Here is a 17066-nt window from a genome sequence, read left to right as displayed (position 1 = left end):
GCTGACCCCGGACACGTGATCGTCGATGTGAAGTTCATCACAGGCCTCCCTTTTCCGGGCTGGCGAGTGTTTTGCGTGCTTTGCGGCGATTCGACCACTCCACCACCAGCACCTGCAGCGCCGGCGCGACGATCAGCAGCATGACGGGCCCGAGCAGCATGCCGCCCACCACGACGGTGGCCAGTGGCCGCTGTACCTGGCTGCCGATGCCGGTGGAAATCGCCGCCGGCAGCAGGCCGATGCATGCGGACAATGCCGTCATCAGCATGGGTCTCATGCGTTGCTCGGCCGCGAGGTACATCGCTTCGAGTGGCGGGTTTCCCTCGAATACAAGGTGATTGAAGTAGGAGATGACCAGGATGCCGTTCATCACCGAAACGCCGAACAGCGACACAAAACCGATCGCTGCCGACACGCTCATGTTCAAGCCGGATAGGTATAGCGCGATGATGCCGCCAGCGATCGAGAACGGGATCGCGGCCAGGGTAAGCAGGCTGTCGCGCAGCGAATTGAACAGCGTGTAGAGCAGGGCAAGGATCAACCCGACCGCAATCGGCAGCACGATCGCCAGCCGATGTTTGGCCTGCTGCAGATCTTCGAATTCGCCGGCCCAGAAGATGTGATAGCCGCTGGGCAGTGCCACATACTTGGCAATGCGAGCCTGCGCATCCTCCACCGTGCTGCCCAGATCGCGGCCACGTACGCTGAACTTCACCGGGATGAAGCGCTCGTTGCTCTCGTGGTAGATGTAGGAGGCGCCAGTATCCAGCGAGATCGTCGCTACCTCGCGCAGCGGAACATAGGCGGTGGCGCCGCTGGGTGCGGTGTAGCCCACCTTGATATCGCCGATCGCCTGTATGTCCGATCGGTACTGCGGTGCCAGACGCACCACCAGCGAAAACTGCCTGTCGTCTTCCAGCACGGTGGTTGCTTGCGTGCCTCCGGCGGCGGCCTGCACTACGGTGTTGATATCGCCAGTGTTGAGGCCGTAGCGTGCGGCCTTGGCGCGGTCGATGGTGATGTTGAGATTGGGCTGGCCCAGCACATGGAATACGCCGAGGTCCTCAATCCCCTTGACCTGACTCATCTCGTGACGAACTTGATCGGCCAGCTTCTCCAGCACTGCAAGGTCGGGGCCGATCACCTTGACCGAATTGGCCCCTTTTACGCCCGACAGGCCCTCTTCGATGTTGTCCTGAATGTACTGCGAGAAATTGAATTCGACGCCAGGGAATTCGTCGGTGAACTCCTTTTGCAAATCATTGACCAGCTGCTCCTTGGTGTGGCCGCTGAGCCAGTCGCCTTCGGGTTTGAGCGGCACAAACAGCTCGACGTTGTAGAAGCCGGAGGCGTCGCTGCCGTCATCGGGTCGTCCATGCTGGGACACCACCGTGATCACTTCCGGATGCGCCTTGACGATCTGCCGCATGCGGTTGACCTTGTCCATGCCGGCTTCGAGCGAGATCGTGGTCGGCATGGTGGCGCGGATCCAAAGGTTGCCTTCTTCCAGCGCTGGCAGAAATTCGCTGCCGATGCGCGGCAGCAGCATGGCTGCCAACAGCAGAAACGCCACACCGATGGCGACGGTCGCCTTGCGCTTATCGAGCGCCCAGCGCAGCACTGGCGAATAGATCCGGCGGATGCCGCGTACAAAGATAGTTTCCGCTTCGCTGACGTGCCTGGGCAGTAGCAATGAGGCCAGCACCGGAGTCACCGTGAAGGTCGCGAGGAGCGCACCGGACAAGGCATAGGCATAGGTGCGTGCCATCGGGTTGAAGATCTGCCCCTCCACACCTTGCATGGTGAACAGCGGGATGAAGGCGGCGACGGTGATCGCGGAGGAAAACAGCACCGCGCGATCCACCTGCACCGCACTGATGAACAGCAGGCGAAGCCGTTCGGTCCAGCCATGCGCCGCATGGCCACGCGCATACATCGCGAAATCGCTTTGCGCCTGGTCGTGCAGCAACTGCTGCTTTTCCTCGTGATTCTTCTGAAAGTTGCGGAAGATGTTCTCGATCAGGATCACCGCCGAATCGACGATGATGCCGAAATCCACCGCACCCACGGACAGCAGGTTGGCCGAGTCGCCCAGCAGCACCAGGATGATGATGCTGAAGAACAGCGCGATCGGGATATTGGCGCTGACGATGATCGCGCTGCGCAGATCGCCCAGGAACAGCCACTGGATCAGGAACACCAGCAGACAGCCGAACAGCAGGTTGTGCAACACGGTATGAGTCGTGACATCGACCAGGGTGGAGCGGTCGTAGAACGGCACCACCTGGACACCCGGCGGCAGAGTGCCGTCATGGTTCAGTTTGTTCACTGCCGCCTTGACGCGGGCGACCACGTCATTGGTCTTCTCGGTGCGGTTCATCACTACGATGCCGGTGACCACGTCATCCTGATCATCGCGCCCGGCTTTGCCGAGACGGGGCACCGAGCCGACCGATACCTTCGCGACATCCTTGACCAGCACCGGCGTACCGTTCGACTGTGTCAGCACGATATTGCCGATATCACCGACGTCCTTGATCAGTCCCACGCCGCGGATATTTACCGATTGCTGGCCAAGGTTGATGGTGCGACCACCGACGTTGATGTTCGCATTGCCGATCGCGCTGATCAGCTGCGGCACGGTGATGTTGTAGCCCTCCAACTTGCGCAGGTCGGCGTCGACAGCGTATTCCTTGGTCGTGCCGCCCCACGTCACCACCTGGGCGATGCCCGGTACCGACAACAGCCGGCGTATGATGACCCAGTCCTGCAGAGTGCGCAGGTTGGTCAGGCCGTAGTGCGGCGGCCCGACTACTTGATAGCGGAAGATTTCGCCGACCAGGCTGGAAGCCTGGATCTGCGGCTGCTGATTGCTCGGAAGATTGACGTTCTGCTGCAGGTTCAGCGCCGCCTGCGTATAGGCGAAGTAATAGTCGATGCCGTACTTGAAAGTGATGCGGACGAAGGACAGGCCGTAGAACGAGGTCGAGCGAATGTTGTCGACGCCGGGCGTGGTGGCCAGGCCGATTTCCATCGGTCGTGTATAGGTCCGCTCCATTTCCTCCGCCGAAAGGCCGGGCGCCTGGGCGGTGATCTCGAGGATCACCGGTGCCGGATTCGGGTAGGCCTCGATATTGAGTTTGGAGTACGCCGCCAGGCCGGCGACGACGAAGGCCGCCAATGCCATGAGCACGATGGATCGTCGGGTCAGGGCAAATGCGATGAGGGCTCTGAACACGGTCCTGCCTTCTTTCTTCTAATGGGAGTGCGTGGCTATTCGCGACGAGGGGTTGTTATTGCGACTGCAGCGCCAGCGCATTGCTGAGGAACAGGGCGCCATCGCCAGCTACCCGTTCATTGGCCGTGAGGCCGTTAAGGACTTGATCCAGGCCATCCTGCTGCAGGCCGAGCTTGACCTCGCGTCGCACGAAGTGACGGCCGTCCTGCGTAGTGAATACGGTCATGGTGCCGTCGCCTTCGCGCACCACGGCATTGACCGGCACGGCGATCGACGGCATTGGTGCACCGGTCTGCACGGTGAAGGTGGCAAGCATCTGCGGATGCAGCTGATGTTGGGCGTTATCGATTTGCGCGTGCACGATGATCCGATGGGTATTGGGATCGACTGCACTGCCGATGTAGCTGATCTTGCCCTGCAGCGTTCGGTTCGGCAGAGCGGTTATCGTCACGGTTACCGGCTGACCGATGCGCAGACTCGAGATAGCGTCCTCGGCCACATTGGCCACCACCCATACGCTGGACAGGTCGGCTACCGTGATGGGAGCGGTAGCCGAGCCGGGTTGAACCAGCGTGCCGGGTGCGATGCTGCGCGCGGTTACCTGGCCGGCAAACGGGCTGACGATCGCCAGGGCATCGTCGACTTTGCGGTTGACGACGATGCGATCCATCGCTGCATCCGACTTGCCGAAGATACGCACTGCATTGCGGGCAGCCTGGTAATTGCCTTCGGCAGTCTGCTGATCGGAGACAGCCTGCTCGATGTCCTTCTGTGCGTTGGCCTGGACTTCGAGCATTTTGCGGGCTCGCTCCAGCGTCTTGTTCGACAGCGCGAGCAGACCCGCTGTCGAAATCAGATTGGACTCGGCCTGCACCAGGTCGGGGCTTTCCACAGTGAACAGCGTCTGGCCTTTCCTGACATCGTCGCCTGCCTCGGCCTGCACCTGCAGCACGCGTCCCTGATAGGGCGAGAACACCTGGGTCAGGCGGTTCTGGTTGAAGTCGACATAGCCGGTCGCATCGAGTTGTGTATCGAAGCCGTGCGTGCTTGCCGGAACCACGTTGATATGCCTGGCCTGCAGATCGGTGATCGCCACCGCATCCTTCGCGGCTAACGTATCGGCCGTGGCCGGCATCGGCACATTGCTGCGCGGGGCAAGCCATGTGTAGGCGAGAAACAGGATCAGGATGACCGGGAGAGCGGCTGCGCCGATCTTCAACGTGCGGGTTGTCTGCATGCTCACTCCAGATTCGATGCTGTAGCAAAACGCCGACAGCAAAACCGCCACGGCCTGCACTCGGCAGGCGTGCCGGATCAACCTCCGGGCAGCGGATCTCCGCTGCGTGTCGCATGACGACGGGCGAGAACACACAGCTCGCTGGTCGGCGCGTACTGCGACCAGCACCTTAGTGGCCACACAATCCAGGGAATAGTTACGGTTTGGAAAGGTTGTCGCCGCGATGAATATGGCGATGCTCTCGGCAATCGTCAGAGTGGATATGTCCGATCATGCGGTGGGTATGCCAGTGATGGTCAATCGCCAGATCACCGCGGCGGCAAGAGAAACGGCGGCAGCGATCCACAACGCAGCGTGCATGCCGTTCTCGAACGAAGGAGATGTCGCGATCAGCGTGCCGAACACGGCAATACCCAACGCGGCACCGGTTTGTCTGGCTGAGTTGAGTACGCCGGCGGCGATGCCGGCCTGGCTTTTCTCGACCGTTCCCATGGCGGGCGCCGTAGCAGCCGGGGAGATGAAACCGGCGGCGATGCCGATCGCCGGCATGGACAGCGCGGCGAGCCAGTAAGGCGACGCTGGAGTGAGCAGGGTCAGTCCCAGGAAGCCAAGCATGTAAAGACCGAATGCCGCGCACATGGGCCAGCGTTGGCCGTATCTGGCGACGAGAGGGCCCGAGAGCATGCTCCCGACCACCATTACCGCGGTCAGCGGCAGAAAGGACAGCCCGGTCCACAACGGCGAATAGCCGTGCACGCGCTGGAAATACAGGCCGAGCAAGAAGGTCAGGCCATAGAACACAAAGGCCGACACCATCGAAATGAGGGTTGAGCCCGAAAAGATGGCGTTCTTGAACAGGTGCAGCGGCAACATGGGATGTGACCGGCGAGCCTCGATCAACAGAAAAGCCACCCATGCCATGCCGTCGATGGTCATCCCGGCCAGGATCGTTGGCGATCGCCAGCCGAGCCGTGAGCCTTCGATCAGCACGGCGATCAATGCGCCCAGTGCAAGCATCGCGGTGATTTGTCCGGCGGGGTCGAACGGCCGTGCGTGCAGTGACCTCTTGTCACGAGGGATGCGGCAAGTCAGCCAGATTCCGACCACGCCGATCGGTGCGTTGACCAGAAAGATGCTGCGCCAGTCGAACAAGTGAATCAGGATGCCGCCGACCAGGGGGCCGGCCGCCATGGCGACTCCACCGCAGCCGACCCATACGCCGATCGCCGAGGCACGTTGCTGAGGATGCGGATAGGCATGGCTGATCAGGGTCAGCGAGCACGGTACCAGCATGGCCGCTCCGACACCTTGCAAGGTGCGAGCGGCGATCAGAATCATCAGGTCGGGCGCCAGTCCACAGAGCGCCGAGGCGAGGATGAACACGATCAGGCCGGCGAGGTACATATTCCGGGCGCCCCAGCGATCGCCTGAAATGCCGCCGGTCAGCAGCAGGCTTGCAAAAGCCAGGGTATAGGCGCTTACGATCCATTGCAGGCCAGCGATATCGGTTGCCAGGGCCTTGGAGATGCGTTCCAGCGCGACGTTGACGATCGATGCATCCAGCAACACCACGGCGTAGCTGATGCTGGTCGCCGCCAACACTCGACGTTGCAGCATGCTTGTGGCAGACACGGTCACCTTATCCATGACGTCGAGTGTGCACCGATCTTGCTGCTTGATGCTTCGATACTTGACGAAGCATTCGATCCGGCATGGGGTTACGCTGGCGACAGGTTTATCGGGGATCGAGCATGCGCGCACAACCTAATCTCGCTTCTGTCGCTTATCTGATCGCTGATCCGACGCGCGCGACCATGTTGATGACGCTGGTCGACGGACGGGCATGGCCGGCCGGTGAACTGGCCCATGCAGCGGGTGTGACGGCGCAAACGGCCAGCGCGCACCTTGCCAAACTTCTCGCCGGTGGCTTGCTGACAGTCAAGACCGAAGGGCGGCATCGCTACTATCGGTTGGCGGGCTCGCACGTCGCGCTGGCGCTCGAGCATCTCGCCTTGATTGGCACCACAGAACCTGTACGACGACGGTTGCCTGATCCGGAGGCGCGTCATCTGCGTCTGGCTCGTTGCTGCTACGACCACCTAGCCGGGCGGGTGGGAGTGGCAATGACGCGAGGCTTGCAGGAGCGCGGATGGATTGTCGCTGCGGCGGATAAGCGATTCGATGTGACGCCAGCGGGTGTCGTATGGTTCGACCGCATGGGCCTCGATCTGGGCGAGTTGCCGTCGAGCCGGCATGGAATGGCCCGACAATGTCTCGATTGGACGGAGCGGGAGTACCATCTTGCCGGTCCGCTCGGGGTGAGATGGATGAGCCTGTTATGCGCGAATGGTTGGCTGCGACGCTCGAAAACGTCTCGTGCTGTCCAGGTCACGCCGAAGGGTTGGGCAGGGTTGAAAGAACAGCTTGGCGTCGATCAAGGTTAACTCATGCCATCGCCTGAGTCGTGAAGAGCGCGCTCTCAGCCCTGCGGTAGCGAGATGCTCACCTTGAGGCCGGGAAGGGCGTCTTCCAGCGTGAGTGTGCCGCGATGCAGGGTAACTACCGCAGCCACGATCGACAGACCAAGGCCGTTGCCGCGCAAATGGCGACTGGCATCGACCCGGAAGAAACGCTCGGTCACTCGCCCAATGGCCTTGGCTGGGATGCCAGGGCCATCGTCCTGCACTACGAGGAGCACGTTCCTGTTATCGCGCAGGATACACACCTGGATACGTGCGCCACGACCAGCGTATTTCAGGGCATTGTCCAGCAAGTTGGCGGTGACACCGGCGATCAGATCGCGGTCCACGAAAACCTGTGGCTCCCCTTCGATCTTCAGACTCAATTGCATGCCCTCGTTCTCGGCCGCCGGCTGGTACAGCTCGACGATGTCGGCGATCACCCCGCCCAGAGGCATCGATTCAAAGTGCTGGCGACGAACGCCGGATTCGGCTTCGGCAATCTGCAGCAGCTTGTCGAGCACGATCGTGACGGCATCGATTTCATCAATGGCGTATTGTGCGCTGGCGGATAGTCTGTCTGTCGTCGAATGCCGATGCAGCGCATCCTCGAGGCTGCTACGGATGCGGCTCAGCGGCGTTCGCAGATCGTGTGCAATGGCGTTGGATACATCGCGCGCGGTTTCCATCAGGCGTTCGATCTCATCGAGCATGGAGTTGACGTCGTGCGCCACGATGGCGAACTCGTCCTGCGACCGACCGACGGCGATGCGCCGGTCGAGATTGCCCGCGGAAATTTCGGTGGTGGTGCGGTGAATCGCGTTGAGCTGCCTTTTCAGCTGTCGGCGAAACAGCCATGCGCCGAGCGTTGCCAGCACTAGCGCCAACAGACCGCCCAGCGACAGTGCCGTGATGCTCATGCGCTCGAGTTCGTGCTGATCCTGCACGTCGCGCCCGACGACTAGGTTGGTGCCATCCGGAAAGCGATAGATCAGTAGCCGGCTGATCGAGTCGCGCCCGAGTCGTTTCACCTGCTGTTTGACCAGCTCGTTACTGTGGCCATTGAGACCCGACCATGCGGTGAGGTTGCCGATGATCTTGTGCCCCTGCGGATCGACCAGCAGATAGACCTCGGTGTCGACATCGCGATCGTCGGTGAGCAGGAGATGGATCTCGTGCTCAAGTGCAGCCTGTCCCGCCTGGTTGTATATCTTGATAAGGCGCCGGGAAGTCGCGGTCAGCTGCGCATCAATATTGCGGGATATCAAGCCGGCAGTACCGATGTAGAACACGGTCGAGATGAGTGCGACCGAGACCAAGAGCAGCAGGCCGTAGCCGACAGCCATGCGAAACACCACGGAGTGCCGAAAACTAGCCATGGTCTGTGGTTTCGCCGGGCACGCCGACGGTATAGCCGACACCGCGTACAGTCTGAATCAGGGGGATTGCAGCATCCTTGTCTATCTTGGTGCGCAGTCGGCTCATCTGCACATCGATGACATTGGTCTCCGGGTCGAAGTGATAGCCCCACACTGCAGAGAGCAACATCTTTCGGGTGACCACCTCGCCCTGATGCCGAACCAGATACTCCAGTAACTGATATTCGCGTGGCTGCAGGGTGATCGGCTGTTGATCGCGATATACGCGACGCGTGCGCGTATCGACCCGTAGATCCCCTACCAGAAGCATGCCTGGATCACCGCGCTGGCCGGCTCGGCGGATCAGCGCCTCGATACGGGCCAGCAACTCGTCGAACGCGAACGGTTTGGTCAGGTAGTCGTCACAACCGCCGCGTAGCCCGCGCACGCGTTCGTTCAAGCTGCCGAGCGCGCTGAGAATCAATACCGGCGTGGCATCGCCTCGCACACGCATGGCCGACAGAATGTCGAGCCCATCGAGTTCGCCAGGCAGCATCCGATCAAGCACGATCACATCCCACTGTGTTTCGTTGGCAAGGGCAAGGCCGCGCGAGCCGTCGTGGCTAACGGTCACCGCGAACCCGGCGCGTTGAAGTCCGTCCTGGACAAGCTGCGCGGCAGCTTTGTCATCTTCGATAAGCAGACACCGCATGCGATGGGACTCTTGGTTGAAGGTATTCAGGCGGCACGCGTGCAGGGCTTTTGAATGTCGGGCCAATCATAAGGGTACTGGCTACTGCCAACACTGTGTGGCAGTTGGCTTTCACCAAGGCTTCCAAGTTGCTCGTGGGTACTTGGCGTTGAATTTTGAGGGTGGCCTGGGCCTGAAGGCCTTGCTGGTCGCGCGATCGAGAGTTCTCAATAGTTTCTGCCGACGTCCATCGGGGCGCGCGTTGTTGCGGCCTGGCACGGGTTTCTCGCCATGCGGGAGTGCGAAGCAGAAAGCATGGCTGAACGTTGCCTGGCATAGCTATTCCAGTCGTTTGCGAGCTTGGGAAGTGTCATGTACCATTGAACTATTGTATTAATGCGTTAGTACGTTATGAAGCGACGATCACTGGATCCGGAGACGCCCGATGCGTCCGCCAAGTTGAGTCTTTGCGAGGCGTTGCTCTCGTTGAAAAGTGCTGACGAGATGAGCGCGTTCCTCGGTGATCTGTGCACGCCGGCGGAACTCGAAGTGCTGGTGGATCGCTGGCGTGTGGTTCCGTATCTGCTGGAAAGTCTTTCGTATCGCGAAATTCACGAGCGTACCGCCGTCAGCATCACTACCATCGGACGCGTGGCGCGCTATCTCAATCAAGGCAACGGCGGTTACCTGGCGGCGGCAGCGCGGGCAGCGCGACGTCAATCGCAGACAGCAAAAAAGGCCAGGGCATGAAACAGCGTGATCGACTACGCATAGCGATGCAGAAATCAGGACGGTTGACTGAGCCGGCGCTGGAGCTGCTCAATCGCTGTGGTCTGAGTTTTCGGCAAAGTCGCGACAAACTGTTCTGCTTCGGCGAAGGTGAGCCGGTCGATCTGTTGCTGGTGCGCGATGACGATATTCCGGGACTGATCGCGCAGGGTGTATGCGATCTGGGCATCGTCGGTCGCAACGTGCTCGACGAGTTTCGACTCACCACTGGTCGTGAAGCCGCGCCACTGGTCGAACTGCGCCCGCTCGGCTTCGGTCGTTGCCGGTTGTCGATCGCTGTGCCGCAGGAGCTGGATTATCAGGGTCCGCAGACGTTGGAAGGCGAACGCATTGCCACCTCCTATCCAGGCCTGCTTGGCGAGTGGCTTCGCACCCATGCGGTAAATGCTGGCGTGGTCACGTTATCCGGTTCGGTCGAAATTGCGCCGAAACTGGGCACCGCCGATGCGATCTGCGATCTGGTGCAGAGCGGTGGAACACTGGTCGCCAATCAGTTGCGCGAAGCCGAAGTGCTGCTGGAGAGTGAAGCCGTGCTGGCTGGTCCCCTGGCTTTGCCGATTGACGAGCGTGGTGACATGTTGGAGCTGCTGCTGAAGCGGTTGGACGGCGTGATCCAGGTGCGCGAGTCGCGACTGCTTCTACTGCAGACTTCGCGCAGTTCGCTGGAGGCGATCACCCGGTTGTTGCCGGGTGGGCCGCAGCCAACGTTGCTGGCCGTTGCCGGGCAGCCGGATCAGCTGATGCTGCAGGCGCTGTGCGCCGGCGAAGTGAGCTGGCGGCAGCTGGAAGAAATCAAGAAGGCCGGAGCGCGCGAGATGTATGTGCTGCCGGTCGAAAAGATGCTGGCCTAGCGTCAGCCTGCTTCAATCAAAAGTCATTCAATCACAAGTCATTCCTGAGTCGTAACCAGCAAGGTTGTCATGAACAAGGCTTTTGCAAATCCGATCGGCATCAATCGTACCGACATGAAGCGTCTGGACTGGAATGCGCTGGACGAAGCCAGTCGCCGCGATGCGCTGGCTCGCCCGGCGCAATCGCGGGTGGACGATCTGCGCCGTGGCGTCGAGCAGATCATCGCCAGCGTGCGCACGGGCGGCGATACGGCGCTGCTGGAGCTGAGCAAGAAGTATGACCACTGCACGCTGGATGCGATCGAAGTCAGCGAGGCAGAATTCGATGAAGCCGAGACCGCACTCGCTCCAGAGCTGAAGGCGGCGATCCACGAAGCAGCCGAACGCATCGAGATCTTTCATCGCGCTGCCGCACCGCAGCCAGTAGGCGTAGATACTGCGCCCGGCGTGCGGGTGGAACGCGTGCTGCGTCCCATTAGTCGAGTCGGTTTGTATGTGCCGGCGGGCAGCGCACCGCTGCCTTCGACCGCGCTGATGCTGGGCGTGCCAGCAAGTATTGCTGGCTGTCGCGAAGTGGTGATGTGCTCGCCTGCGCGAGCGGACGGTCGCTGCGACGAGGCGGTGCTTTACGTGGCGCGCATCACCGGCGTGCACAAGGTATTCAAACTCGGCGGCGCGCAGGCGATTGCGGCGATGGCTTACGGCACCGCCAGCGTGCCCAAGTGTGACAAGCTGTTTGGCCCGGGCAACTCCTGGGTCACCGAAGCCAAGCTGCAGGTGTCTGGTGATCCCGATGGCGCGGCGATCGATATGCCGGCAGGTCCGTCCGAGGTGCTGGTGATTGCCGATGCCGACGCCAATCCGGCCTTCGTCGCGGCTGATCTGCTGTCGCAAGCCGAGCATGGGCCGGATTCACAAGTGATCCTGCTCAGTCCTTCAGCCGAGATGCTCGACAGAGTTACCGGTGAAGTCGATCGCCAGTGCGCCGCGTTGCCGCGCAATGCGATTGCCGCGCAGGCGCTGGCGCAGAGCCGCCTGATCAAGGTCGATTCGTTGGCGCAGGCGATCGAGGTCAGTAATCGTTATGCGCCGGAGCATTTGATCCTGCAGGTGGCTAAGCCGCGGAACTTGCTCGAGAGCATCGACAGCGCGGGCTCAATCTTTCTTGGCGCGTGGACACCGGAGTCGTTGGGTGATTACTGCAGCGGCAGTAATCACGTGCTGCCAACCTATGGCTACGCGCGTAGCTACAGCGGCGTGTCGGTGGCGAGTTTCCAGAAGCAGATCACCGTGCAGGAAGTGACGCCGGAAGGTCTGCGCGCGATCGGTCCCTGCGCGGCAACGCTCGCGGCGGCCGAGCAGTTGGAAGCGCACCGGCGCGCGGTAACGATGCGTCTGGCCGCGCTGAATGGCGAATCTTCCGAGGGAAAATCATGAGCGTGCTCGATCTCGCACGCCCGGAAATCCGCGCCATGCAGCCGTATTCGTCGGCGCGCATGGAGGCTAGCGATGGACAGATATGGCTCAACGCCAACGAGTCGTCGTGGTTGCCGGAGGGCGATGCCGGGGTTGGCTGCAACCGCTACCCTGAGCCGCAACCATCGGCATTGATCGATACACTGGCCGAGCTCTACGGTGTGCATCGCGAACAGCTGCTGGTCGGTCGCGGCAGCGATGAGGCGATCGATCTGCTGGTGCGGGCATTCTGTCGCGCGGGCCAGGATGCGATCTTGATCCAGCCGCCGACCTTCGGCATGTATTCCGTTTGTGCTCGCATCCAGAATGCGCACGTTGTCGAAGTGGCGTTGAAATCTGATTTCACGCTGGATGTCGATGCGCTGCTGGCGGCGGTGACGCCTGCGGTGAAACTGGTCTTCATTTGCACGCCCAACAACCCTACCGGCCAGATCGTGCCGCGTGCCGACATTGAGCGTCTGGCGCAGACGCTGTCGGGTCGCGCGCTGTTGATCGTGGACGAGGCGTATATCGAATTCTCCGATGCCGATAGCGCTATCGAGTTGATCGATCGCCACGAAAATCTCGCCGTACTGCGCACGTTGTCCAAGGCGTGGGCACTGGCTGGTGCGCGCATTGGCAGTCTGCTCGCATCAGCTGAAGTGATTGCCCTGCTGCGTCGGATCATGGCGCCATATCCGTTGCCTTTGCCTTGCGTGGCTGCTGCGCTATCCGCGTTATCGACGGTGGGCCAACAAAGTGCTCGTGAACATCTTGCCGTTATTCGCGAGCAGCGCGACGTCATGCAGAAAGCGTTAGTCAGGCTCGCTGGTGTGCGCGAAGTGTTGCCGTCCCATGCAAATTTTGTTGCCGTACGTTTCGACGATCCCGGTGCGGCATATCAGCGTCTGCTGGCGGCAGGCATCGTAGTGCGCGATGTACGCCGCTATCCGAATCTGGATGATGCGCTGCGTATCACCATCGGCACACCACAGGAGAATGCGCGCGTGCTTGATGTACTGAAGGCGAGTGCACTTCAGGAGGCACGCGCATGAGCCGCAAGATTCTGTTTGTCGATCGCGATGGCTGCCTGATCGAAGAACCCGCGGACGAGCAGATCGATCGCTTTGAAAAGCTGGCCTTGCTGCCCGGCGTGGTGGCGGCGCTGCAGCGCTTCGTGGGTGCGGGCTATCAGCTGGTCATGGTGACGAACCAGGACGGTCTGGGTACGCCCAGCTTTCCGGAAGCCGACTTTATCGGCCCGCAGGAGCTGCTGCTACGCATACTGGCCTCGCAAGGTATCGGCTTCCATGAAATCCTGATCGACCGCAGTTTTCCGTATGAGCACCTCGATACGCGCAAGCCGGGTATCGGCATGGTGCGTCACTATCTCGCCAGTGATGACTGGAGTCGCGCGGCATCGGCGATGGTAGGTGATCGTGAAACCGATCTGCAGTTCGCGGCGAACCTGGGCGTGCGGGGCTGCCGGGTCGGACCGCAAGGCATGACCTGGGATGCCATTGCGCATCAACTGCTCGATGCGCCACGCATGGCCACGGTCGTCCGTAACACCAAGGAAACCCGCATCACCGTCAATGTAGACCTTGATCGCGTCGCCGATCCGAAGGTGCACACTGGTCTGGGCTTTTTCGATCACATGCTGGAACAGATCGGCAAGCACGGCGGCTTTGCACTCGAACTTCAGTGCGATGGCGATACGCATATCGATGAGCACCACACCATCGAGGATTCCGCGCTCGCGCTGGGTCAGGCGCTGAAGCAGGCGCTCGGTGACAAGCGCGGTATCGGGCGCTACGGTTTCACGTTACCGATGGACGAATCGCAAGCGAGTGCGGCATTGGATCTTTCCGGTCGGCCGTACTTGGTGTTCGAAGGCAGCTTTCCACGCGAACACGTGGGCGATGTGCCGACCGAACTGGTGCCGCATTTTTTCCGTTCGGTCTGCGAAACGCTGGGCGCGAATCTGCATCTCACCGTACACGGCGAGAACGCACACCACATGGTCGAAGGCTGCTTCAAGGTTTTCGCACGCACCCTGCGACAGGCGATTTGTCGCGAAGGTAGCGAGCTGCCCAGCACCAAGGGCACGTTGTAATGAGCGTGGTGCTGGTCGATGCGGGCGGTACCAATATCGGTTCCGTGCGTTATGCATTGCAGCGGCTTGGCGTCGATGCTGAGTTGACCGCCGATGCCGAGACGATTCGCGCGGCGGACAAAGTGATTCTCCCTGGTGTCGGCGCCGCCGGCCCGGGTATGGCACGGTTGTGCGAGCTGGGCCTTGTCGACGTGATGCGTGCACTGACCCAGCCGGTGCTCGGCGTGTGCCTTGGCATGCAGCTGCTGTGCACGGATTCGGAAGAGGGCCACACCGAATGTCTTGGCGTGATTCCCGGCTCGGTGCGACGCTTCACTGAAGCCCCGGGTATACGCGTGCCGCATATGGGCTGGAATCAGCTGGTGGCCCGGCAATCGCATCCGCTGATCGCGGGTTTAGGCTACGACGACAGCGCGTACTTCGTGCACAGCTATGCCGTACCGGCCGGCGAATACAGTCTCGCCACGGCGGACTTCGGTGGAGATTTTTCCGCGGTGATCGCGCGCGACAATTTCCACGGCATGCAGTTTCATCCCGAGCGCTCGGCTGCTGTCGGCGCCAGATTGCTCAAGAATTTCCTCAGCCTGTGAGTACGGATGCCGTGAGCTTGAATGTCATCCCCGCCATCGATCTGCGCGGCGGAAAGGTGGTGCGATTGAAGCAGGGCGACTATGCGCAGCAGACTACATACGAAGCCGATCCATGCGAGCTGGCGCAGCGTTATGCCGCAGCCGGAGCGACCTGGTTACATCTGGTCGATCTGGATGGTGCCCGTTCCGGCAACCTCGACAATCTCGCCGTTATCGAGTCGATCGCCGCGGACGGCATGCGAATTCAGGCCGGTGGTGGCGTACGCGGCGAAAACGATCTCAGCCGACTGTTCAGCGCCGGCGTGAGCCGCGTAGTGCTCGGCAGCGTGGCGATTCGCGATCCCGAACTCGTGGCGGGCTGGCTGACGCGATACGGCGCCGAGCAGCTGACGATCGCGCTTGATACACGCAGGATCGACGGTCATTGGGTGCTGCCAAGCGCCGGCTGGACCGAAATGGAATCGCGCACGCTGGACGAACTGGCGCCGTGGTATGCGGAGAAGGGGGCGCGTCATTTGTTGTGTACGGACATCGACCGTGACGGCATGCTGGCCGGCTTCAATCTCGATCTGTATCGACACCTTGCGCAAACCGTCCCGGCGTTGGCGGTGCAGGCGTCTGGCGGCGTTCGTTCGCTGGATGATATCCGCGCCGCTCGAGAGGTCGGGGCGAAAGGCGTGATTCTCGGCCGCGCTCTGCTGGAAGGACGGTTTACCATCGAGGAGGCATTGGCATGCTGAGTCGCCGACTTATCCCTTGCCTCGATGTGCGCGATGGCAAAGTAGTGAAGGGTGTGCAGTTTCGCGACCATGTGGTGATGGGCGAAATCGTCGACCTGGCACTGCGTTATCGCGACGAGGGCGCGGACGAGCTGGTTTTCTACGACATCACTGCCAGCCCAGAGGGGCGTAGCGTGGATCGCGACTGGGTCGAGCGTGTGGCGCGAGTCATCGACATTCCCTTCTGTGTCGCTGGCGGTATTCGCTCAGTCGACGAAGCGCGTGCGGTGCTGCATGCCGGCGCCGACAAGATCTCGGTGAACTCGCCTGCACTAGAGCGGCCCGCATTGATCGACGAACTGGCTGCCGCCTTTGGTGTGCAGTGTGTCGTCGTCGGCATCGATTCGCTGCGTGATACCGACGGCGAATGGCGCGTGCGCCAGTACACCGGGGATCCTGACAAGACGCAGGCGCTGGCCCGCAAGACGCTGGACTGGATGCTTGAAGCGCAGCAGCGCGGTGCGGGCGAGATCGTGCTCAATTGCATGGGCAGCGATGGCGTGCGCAAAGGCTACGATCTCGAACAACTTTCCGTGGCGCGTGCCGTTTGCCATGTGCCGCTGGTTGCTTCCGGTGGTGCCGGTGTGCCCGAACACTTTCGCGATGCCTTCGTCGAAGCCGATGTGGACGGTGCACTCGCCGCCAGTGTGTTCCACTCCGGCGCCATCGCCATACCCGAACTCAAAAAGTATTTGCGCGCCCAAGGCGTGGCGGTGCGGTTATGAGTCTCAAGGAAAACAAGCGATGAGCGATTCCAATACCGATCTCAGGCGACTTGACTGGGCCAAGGGCGATGGTTTGCTGCCAGCTATCGTGCAGCACTGGCAAAGCGGCGAAGTGCTGATGCTCGGCTACATGAATGCCGAGGCGTTGACGCAGACACAGAGCAGCGGACATGTGACCTTCTATAGCCGCAGCAAGCAGCGCCTGTGGACCAAGGGCGAAAGCTCCGGCAACGTGCTGACACTCAAATCCATCCGCATCGATTGCGACGCCGATACCTTGCTGATACAGGCGGAACCCAACGGCCCAACCTGCCACGAAGGCACCTCAAGCTGCTTTGGCGAACGCGCCGACGTACGGCCGCCACCAGGATTTCTCGCCGAACTCGACGCCCTGGTTGCGCAGCGTCACGCCGAACGACCCGCAGGCAGTTACACCACCCAGCTGTTTGACGACGGCATCCGCCGGATGGCGCAGAAAGTTGGCGAAGAGGGAGTTGAGACGGCGCTCGCCGCCGTGGCCCAAGGCGATGCCGAATTGCTCGGTGAGTCAGCCGATCTCATTTTTCACCTTATCGTGGTGTTGCGCGCACGCGGTCTATCGCTGACTGATGTCGTGGCGTTGTTGGCCGAACGACATAATCGACACGGCGGGTAGCGACGTCGGAACGGGACATTGAACGGCGGCTTTCGACCGAGGCTGTGTGAAAACAACTAGCCACATGGTGTCGCTATCCTAACCTGACTTGGTGAGTGGATTCGGGCATGAAGCGATTCGTCG

General features: G+C 61.2%; 15 protein-coding genes. 10 read left to right on the top strand and 5 right to left on the bottom strand.

Going from position 1 to position 17066, the window contains the following annotated elements; all coding sequences use genetic code 11:
* Window positions 1–37 precede the first annotated feature (37 nt).
* The 3 genes from HDE80_RS20160 to HDE80_RS20150 all read right to left on the bottom strand — a co-directional run bounded on the left by HDE80_RS20160 (window position 38) and on the right by HDE80_RS20150 (window position 6107).
* Complete coding sequence (locus HDE80_RS20160; RefSeq protein WP_184673856.1) at window positions 38–3238, bottom strand: CusA/CzcA family heavy metal efflux RND transporter; 3201 nt, start codon at window positions 3236–3238, stop codon at window positions 38–40.
* Window positions 3239–3293: 55 nt separating this feature from the next.
* A complete protein-coding gene (locus HDE80_RS20155; RefSeq protein ID WP_221437745.1) occupies window positions 3294–4475 on the bottom strand; it encodes an efflux RND transporter periplasmic adaptor subunit in 1182 nt (393 codons plus the stop codon).
* A gap of 270 nt (window positions 4476–4745) precedes the next feature.
* A complete protein-coding gene (locus tag HDE80_RS20150) occupies window positions 4746–6107 on the bottom strand; it encodes an MFS transporter (protein WP_184673854.1) in 1362 nt (453 codons plus the stop codon).
* A 119-nt stretch (window positions 6108–6226) separates the two neighbouring features.
* Here HDE80_RS20150 and HDE80_RS20145 point away from each other — a divergent pair, with 119 nt between their 5' ends.
* The gene (locus HDE80_RS20145; RefSeq protein WP_184673852.1) at window positions 6227–6919 is read left to right on the top strand and encodes a helix-turn-helix transcriptional regulator; all 693 of its coding nucleotides are present in this window, start codon (window positions 6227–6229) and stop codon (window positions 6917–6919) included.
* A gap of 35 nt (window positions 6920–6954) precedes the next feature.
* Here the strand turns inward: HDE80_RS20145 and HDE80_RS20140 are convergent, their stop codons facing one another.
* Both HDE80_RS20140 and HDE80_RS20135 read right to left on the bottom strand, forming a co-directional pair.
* Window positions 6955–8280, bottom strand: a complete 1326-nt coding sequence (locus HDE80_RS20140; RefSeq protein ID WP_184673850.1) for an ATP-binding protein — start codon at window positions 8278–8280, stop codon at window positions 6955–6957.
* Between the two features lie 25 nt (window positions 8281–8305).
* Window positions 8306–9004 carry a response regulator transcription factor gene (locus tag HDE80_RS20135; RefSeq protein WP_184673848.1) on the bottom strand — a complete coding sequence of 233 codons (699 nt, stop codon included), beginning with the start codon at window positions 9002–9004 and terminating at the stop codon, window positions 8306–8308.
* Between the two features lie 390 nt (window positions 9005–9394).
* Here HDE80_RS20135 and HDE80_RS20130 point away from each other — a divergent pair, with 390 nt between their 5' ends.
* The 9 genes from HDE80_RS20130 (at window position 9395) to hisIE (ending at window position 16943) form a co-directional block, all read left to right on the top strand.
* On the top strand, window positions 9395–9733 hold the full coding sequence (locus HDE80_RS20130; protein ID WP_184603203.1) for a YerC/YecD family TrpR-related protein: 339 nt from the start codon (window positions 9395–9397) through the stop codon (window positions 9731–9733).
* Window positions 9730–10623 (top strand): ATP phosphoribosyltransferase, encoded by an 894-nt coding sequence (gene hisG / locus HDE80_RS20125; RefSeq protein ID WP_184603202.1) that lies wholly within the window; start codon window positions 9730–9732, stop codon window positions 10621–10623. The genes HDE80_RS20130 and hisG overlap by 4 nt, the downstream gene beginning before the upstream one ends.
* Before the next feature lie 114 nt (window positions 10624–10737).
* Entirely contained in the window at window positions 10738–12060 is a 1323-nt protein-coding gene (gene hisD / locus HDE80_RS20120) for a histidinol dehydrogenase (protein ID WP_184674059.1), read from the top strand.
* Window positions 12057–13133, top strand: a complete 1077-nt coding sequence (gene hisC / locus HDE80_RS20115; protein ID WP_184673846.1) for a histidinol-phosphate transaminase — start codon at window positions 12057–12059, stop codon at window positions 13131–13133. Before hisD ends, hisC begins: the two co-directional genes overlap by 4 nt.
* Window positions 13130–14194 (top strand): bifunctional histidinol-phosphatase/imidazoleglycerol-phosphate dehydratase HisB, encoded by a 1065-nt coding sequence (gene hisB, locus HDE80_RS20110; RefSeq protein WP_184673845.1) that lies wholly within the window; start codon window positions 13130–13132, stop codon window positions 14192–14194. The genes hisC and hisB overlap by 4 nt, the downstream gene beginning before the upstream one ends.
* Window positions 14194–14784, top strand: coding sequence for an imidazole glycerol phosphate synthase subunit HisH (gene hisH / locus HDE80_RS20105; protein ID WP_184673843.1), 591 nt, complete (start codon window positions 14194–14196; stop codon window positions 14782–14784). The genes hisB and hisH overlap by 1 nt, the downstream gene beginning before the upstream one ends.
* A gap of 11 nt (window positions 14785–14795) precedes the next feature.
* Window positions 14796–15524 carry a 1-(5-phosphoribosyl)-5-[(5-phosphoribosylamino)methylideneamino]imidazole-4-carboxamide isomerase gene (gene hisA, locus HDE80_RS20100; RefSeq protein ID WP_184674057.1) on the top strand — a complete coding sequence of 243 codons (729 nt, stop codon included), beginning with the start codon at window positions 14796–14798 and terminating at the stop codon, window positions 15522–15524.
* Window positions 15518–16288: an imidazole glycerol phosphate synthase subunit HisF gene (gene hisF / locus HDE80_RS20095; RefSeq protein ID WP_184673841.1), complete on the top strand. Its 771-nt coding sequence runs from the start codon at window positions 15518–15520 to the stop codon at window positions 16286–16288. The genes hisA and hisF overlap by 7 nt, the downstream gene beginning before the upstream one ends.
* A gap of 19 nt (window positions 16289–16307) precedes the next feature.
* Window positions 16308–16943: a bifunctional phosphoribosyl-AMP cyclohydrolase/phosphoribosyl-ATP diphosphatase HisIE gene (hisIE, locus tag HDE80_RS20090; RefSeq protein WP_184673839.1), complete on the top strand. Its 636-nt coding sequence runs from the start codon at window positions 16308–16310 to the stop codon at window positions 16941–16943.
* Window positions 16944–17066 lie beyond the last annotated feature (123 nt).

It is taken from the genome of Rhodanobacter sp. A1T4, assembly GCF_014207185.1.
GTDB lineage: Bacteria > Pseudomonadota > Gammaproteobacteria > Xanthomonadales > Rhodanobacteraceae > Rhodanobacter.
Note: the sequence above shows the minus strand (reverse complement) of the source record. Positions and strands in the feature narration are given on the sequence as shown.

Coding starts and splice junctions, on each gene's coding strand:
- HDE80_RS20155 (WP_221437745.1), bottom strand. CDS start 4,475: ATGCAGACAACCCGCACGTTGAAGATCGGCGCAGCCGCTCTCCCGGTC.
- HDE80_RS20145 (WP_184673852.1), top strand. CDS start 6,227: ATGCGCGCACAACCTAATCTCGCTTCTGTCGCTTATCTGATCGCTGAT.
- HDE80_RS20140 (WP_184673850.1), bottom strand. CDS start 8,280: ATGGCTGTCGGCTACGGCCTGCTGCTCTTGGTCTCGGTCGCACTCATC.
- HDE80_RS20135 (WP_184673848.1), bottom strand. CDS start 9,004: ATGCGGTGTCTGCTTATCGAAGATGACAAAGCTGCCGCGCAGCTTGTC.
- HDE80_RS20130 (WP_184603203.1), top strand. CDS start 9,395: ATGAAGCGACGATCACTGGATCCGGAGACGCCCGATGCGTCCGCCAAG.
- hisG (WP_184603202.1), top strand. CDS start 9,730: ATGAAACAGCGTGATCGACTACGCATAGCGATGCAGAAATCAGGACGG.
- hisD (WP_184674059.1), top strand. CDS start 10,738: ATGAAGCGTCTGGACTGGAATGCGCTGGACGAAGCCAGTCGCCGCGAT.
- hisC (WP_184673846.1), top strand. CDS start 12,057: ATGAGCGTGCTCGATCTCGCACGCCCGGAAATCCGCGCCATGCAGCCG.
- hisB (WP_184673845.1), top strand. CDS start 13,130: ATGAGCCGCAAGATTCTGTTTGTCGATCGCGATGGCTGCCTGATCGAA.
- hisH (WP_184673843.1), top strand. CDS start 14,194: ATGAGCGTGGTGCTGGTCGATGCGGGCGGTACCAATATCGGTTCCGTG.
- hisF (WP_184673841.1), top strand. CDS start 15,518: ATGCTGAGTCGCCGACTTATCCCTTGCCTCGATGTGCGCGATGGCAAA.
- hisIE (WP_184673839.1), top strand. CDS start 16,308: ATGAGCGATTCCAATACCGATCTCAGGCGACTTGACTGGGCCAAGGGC.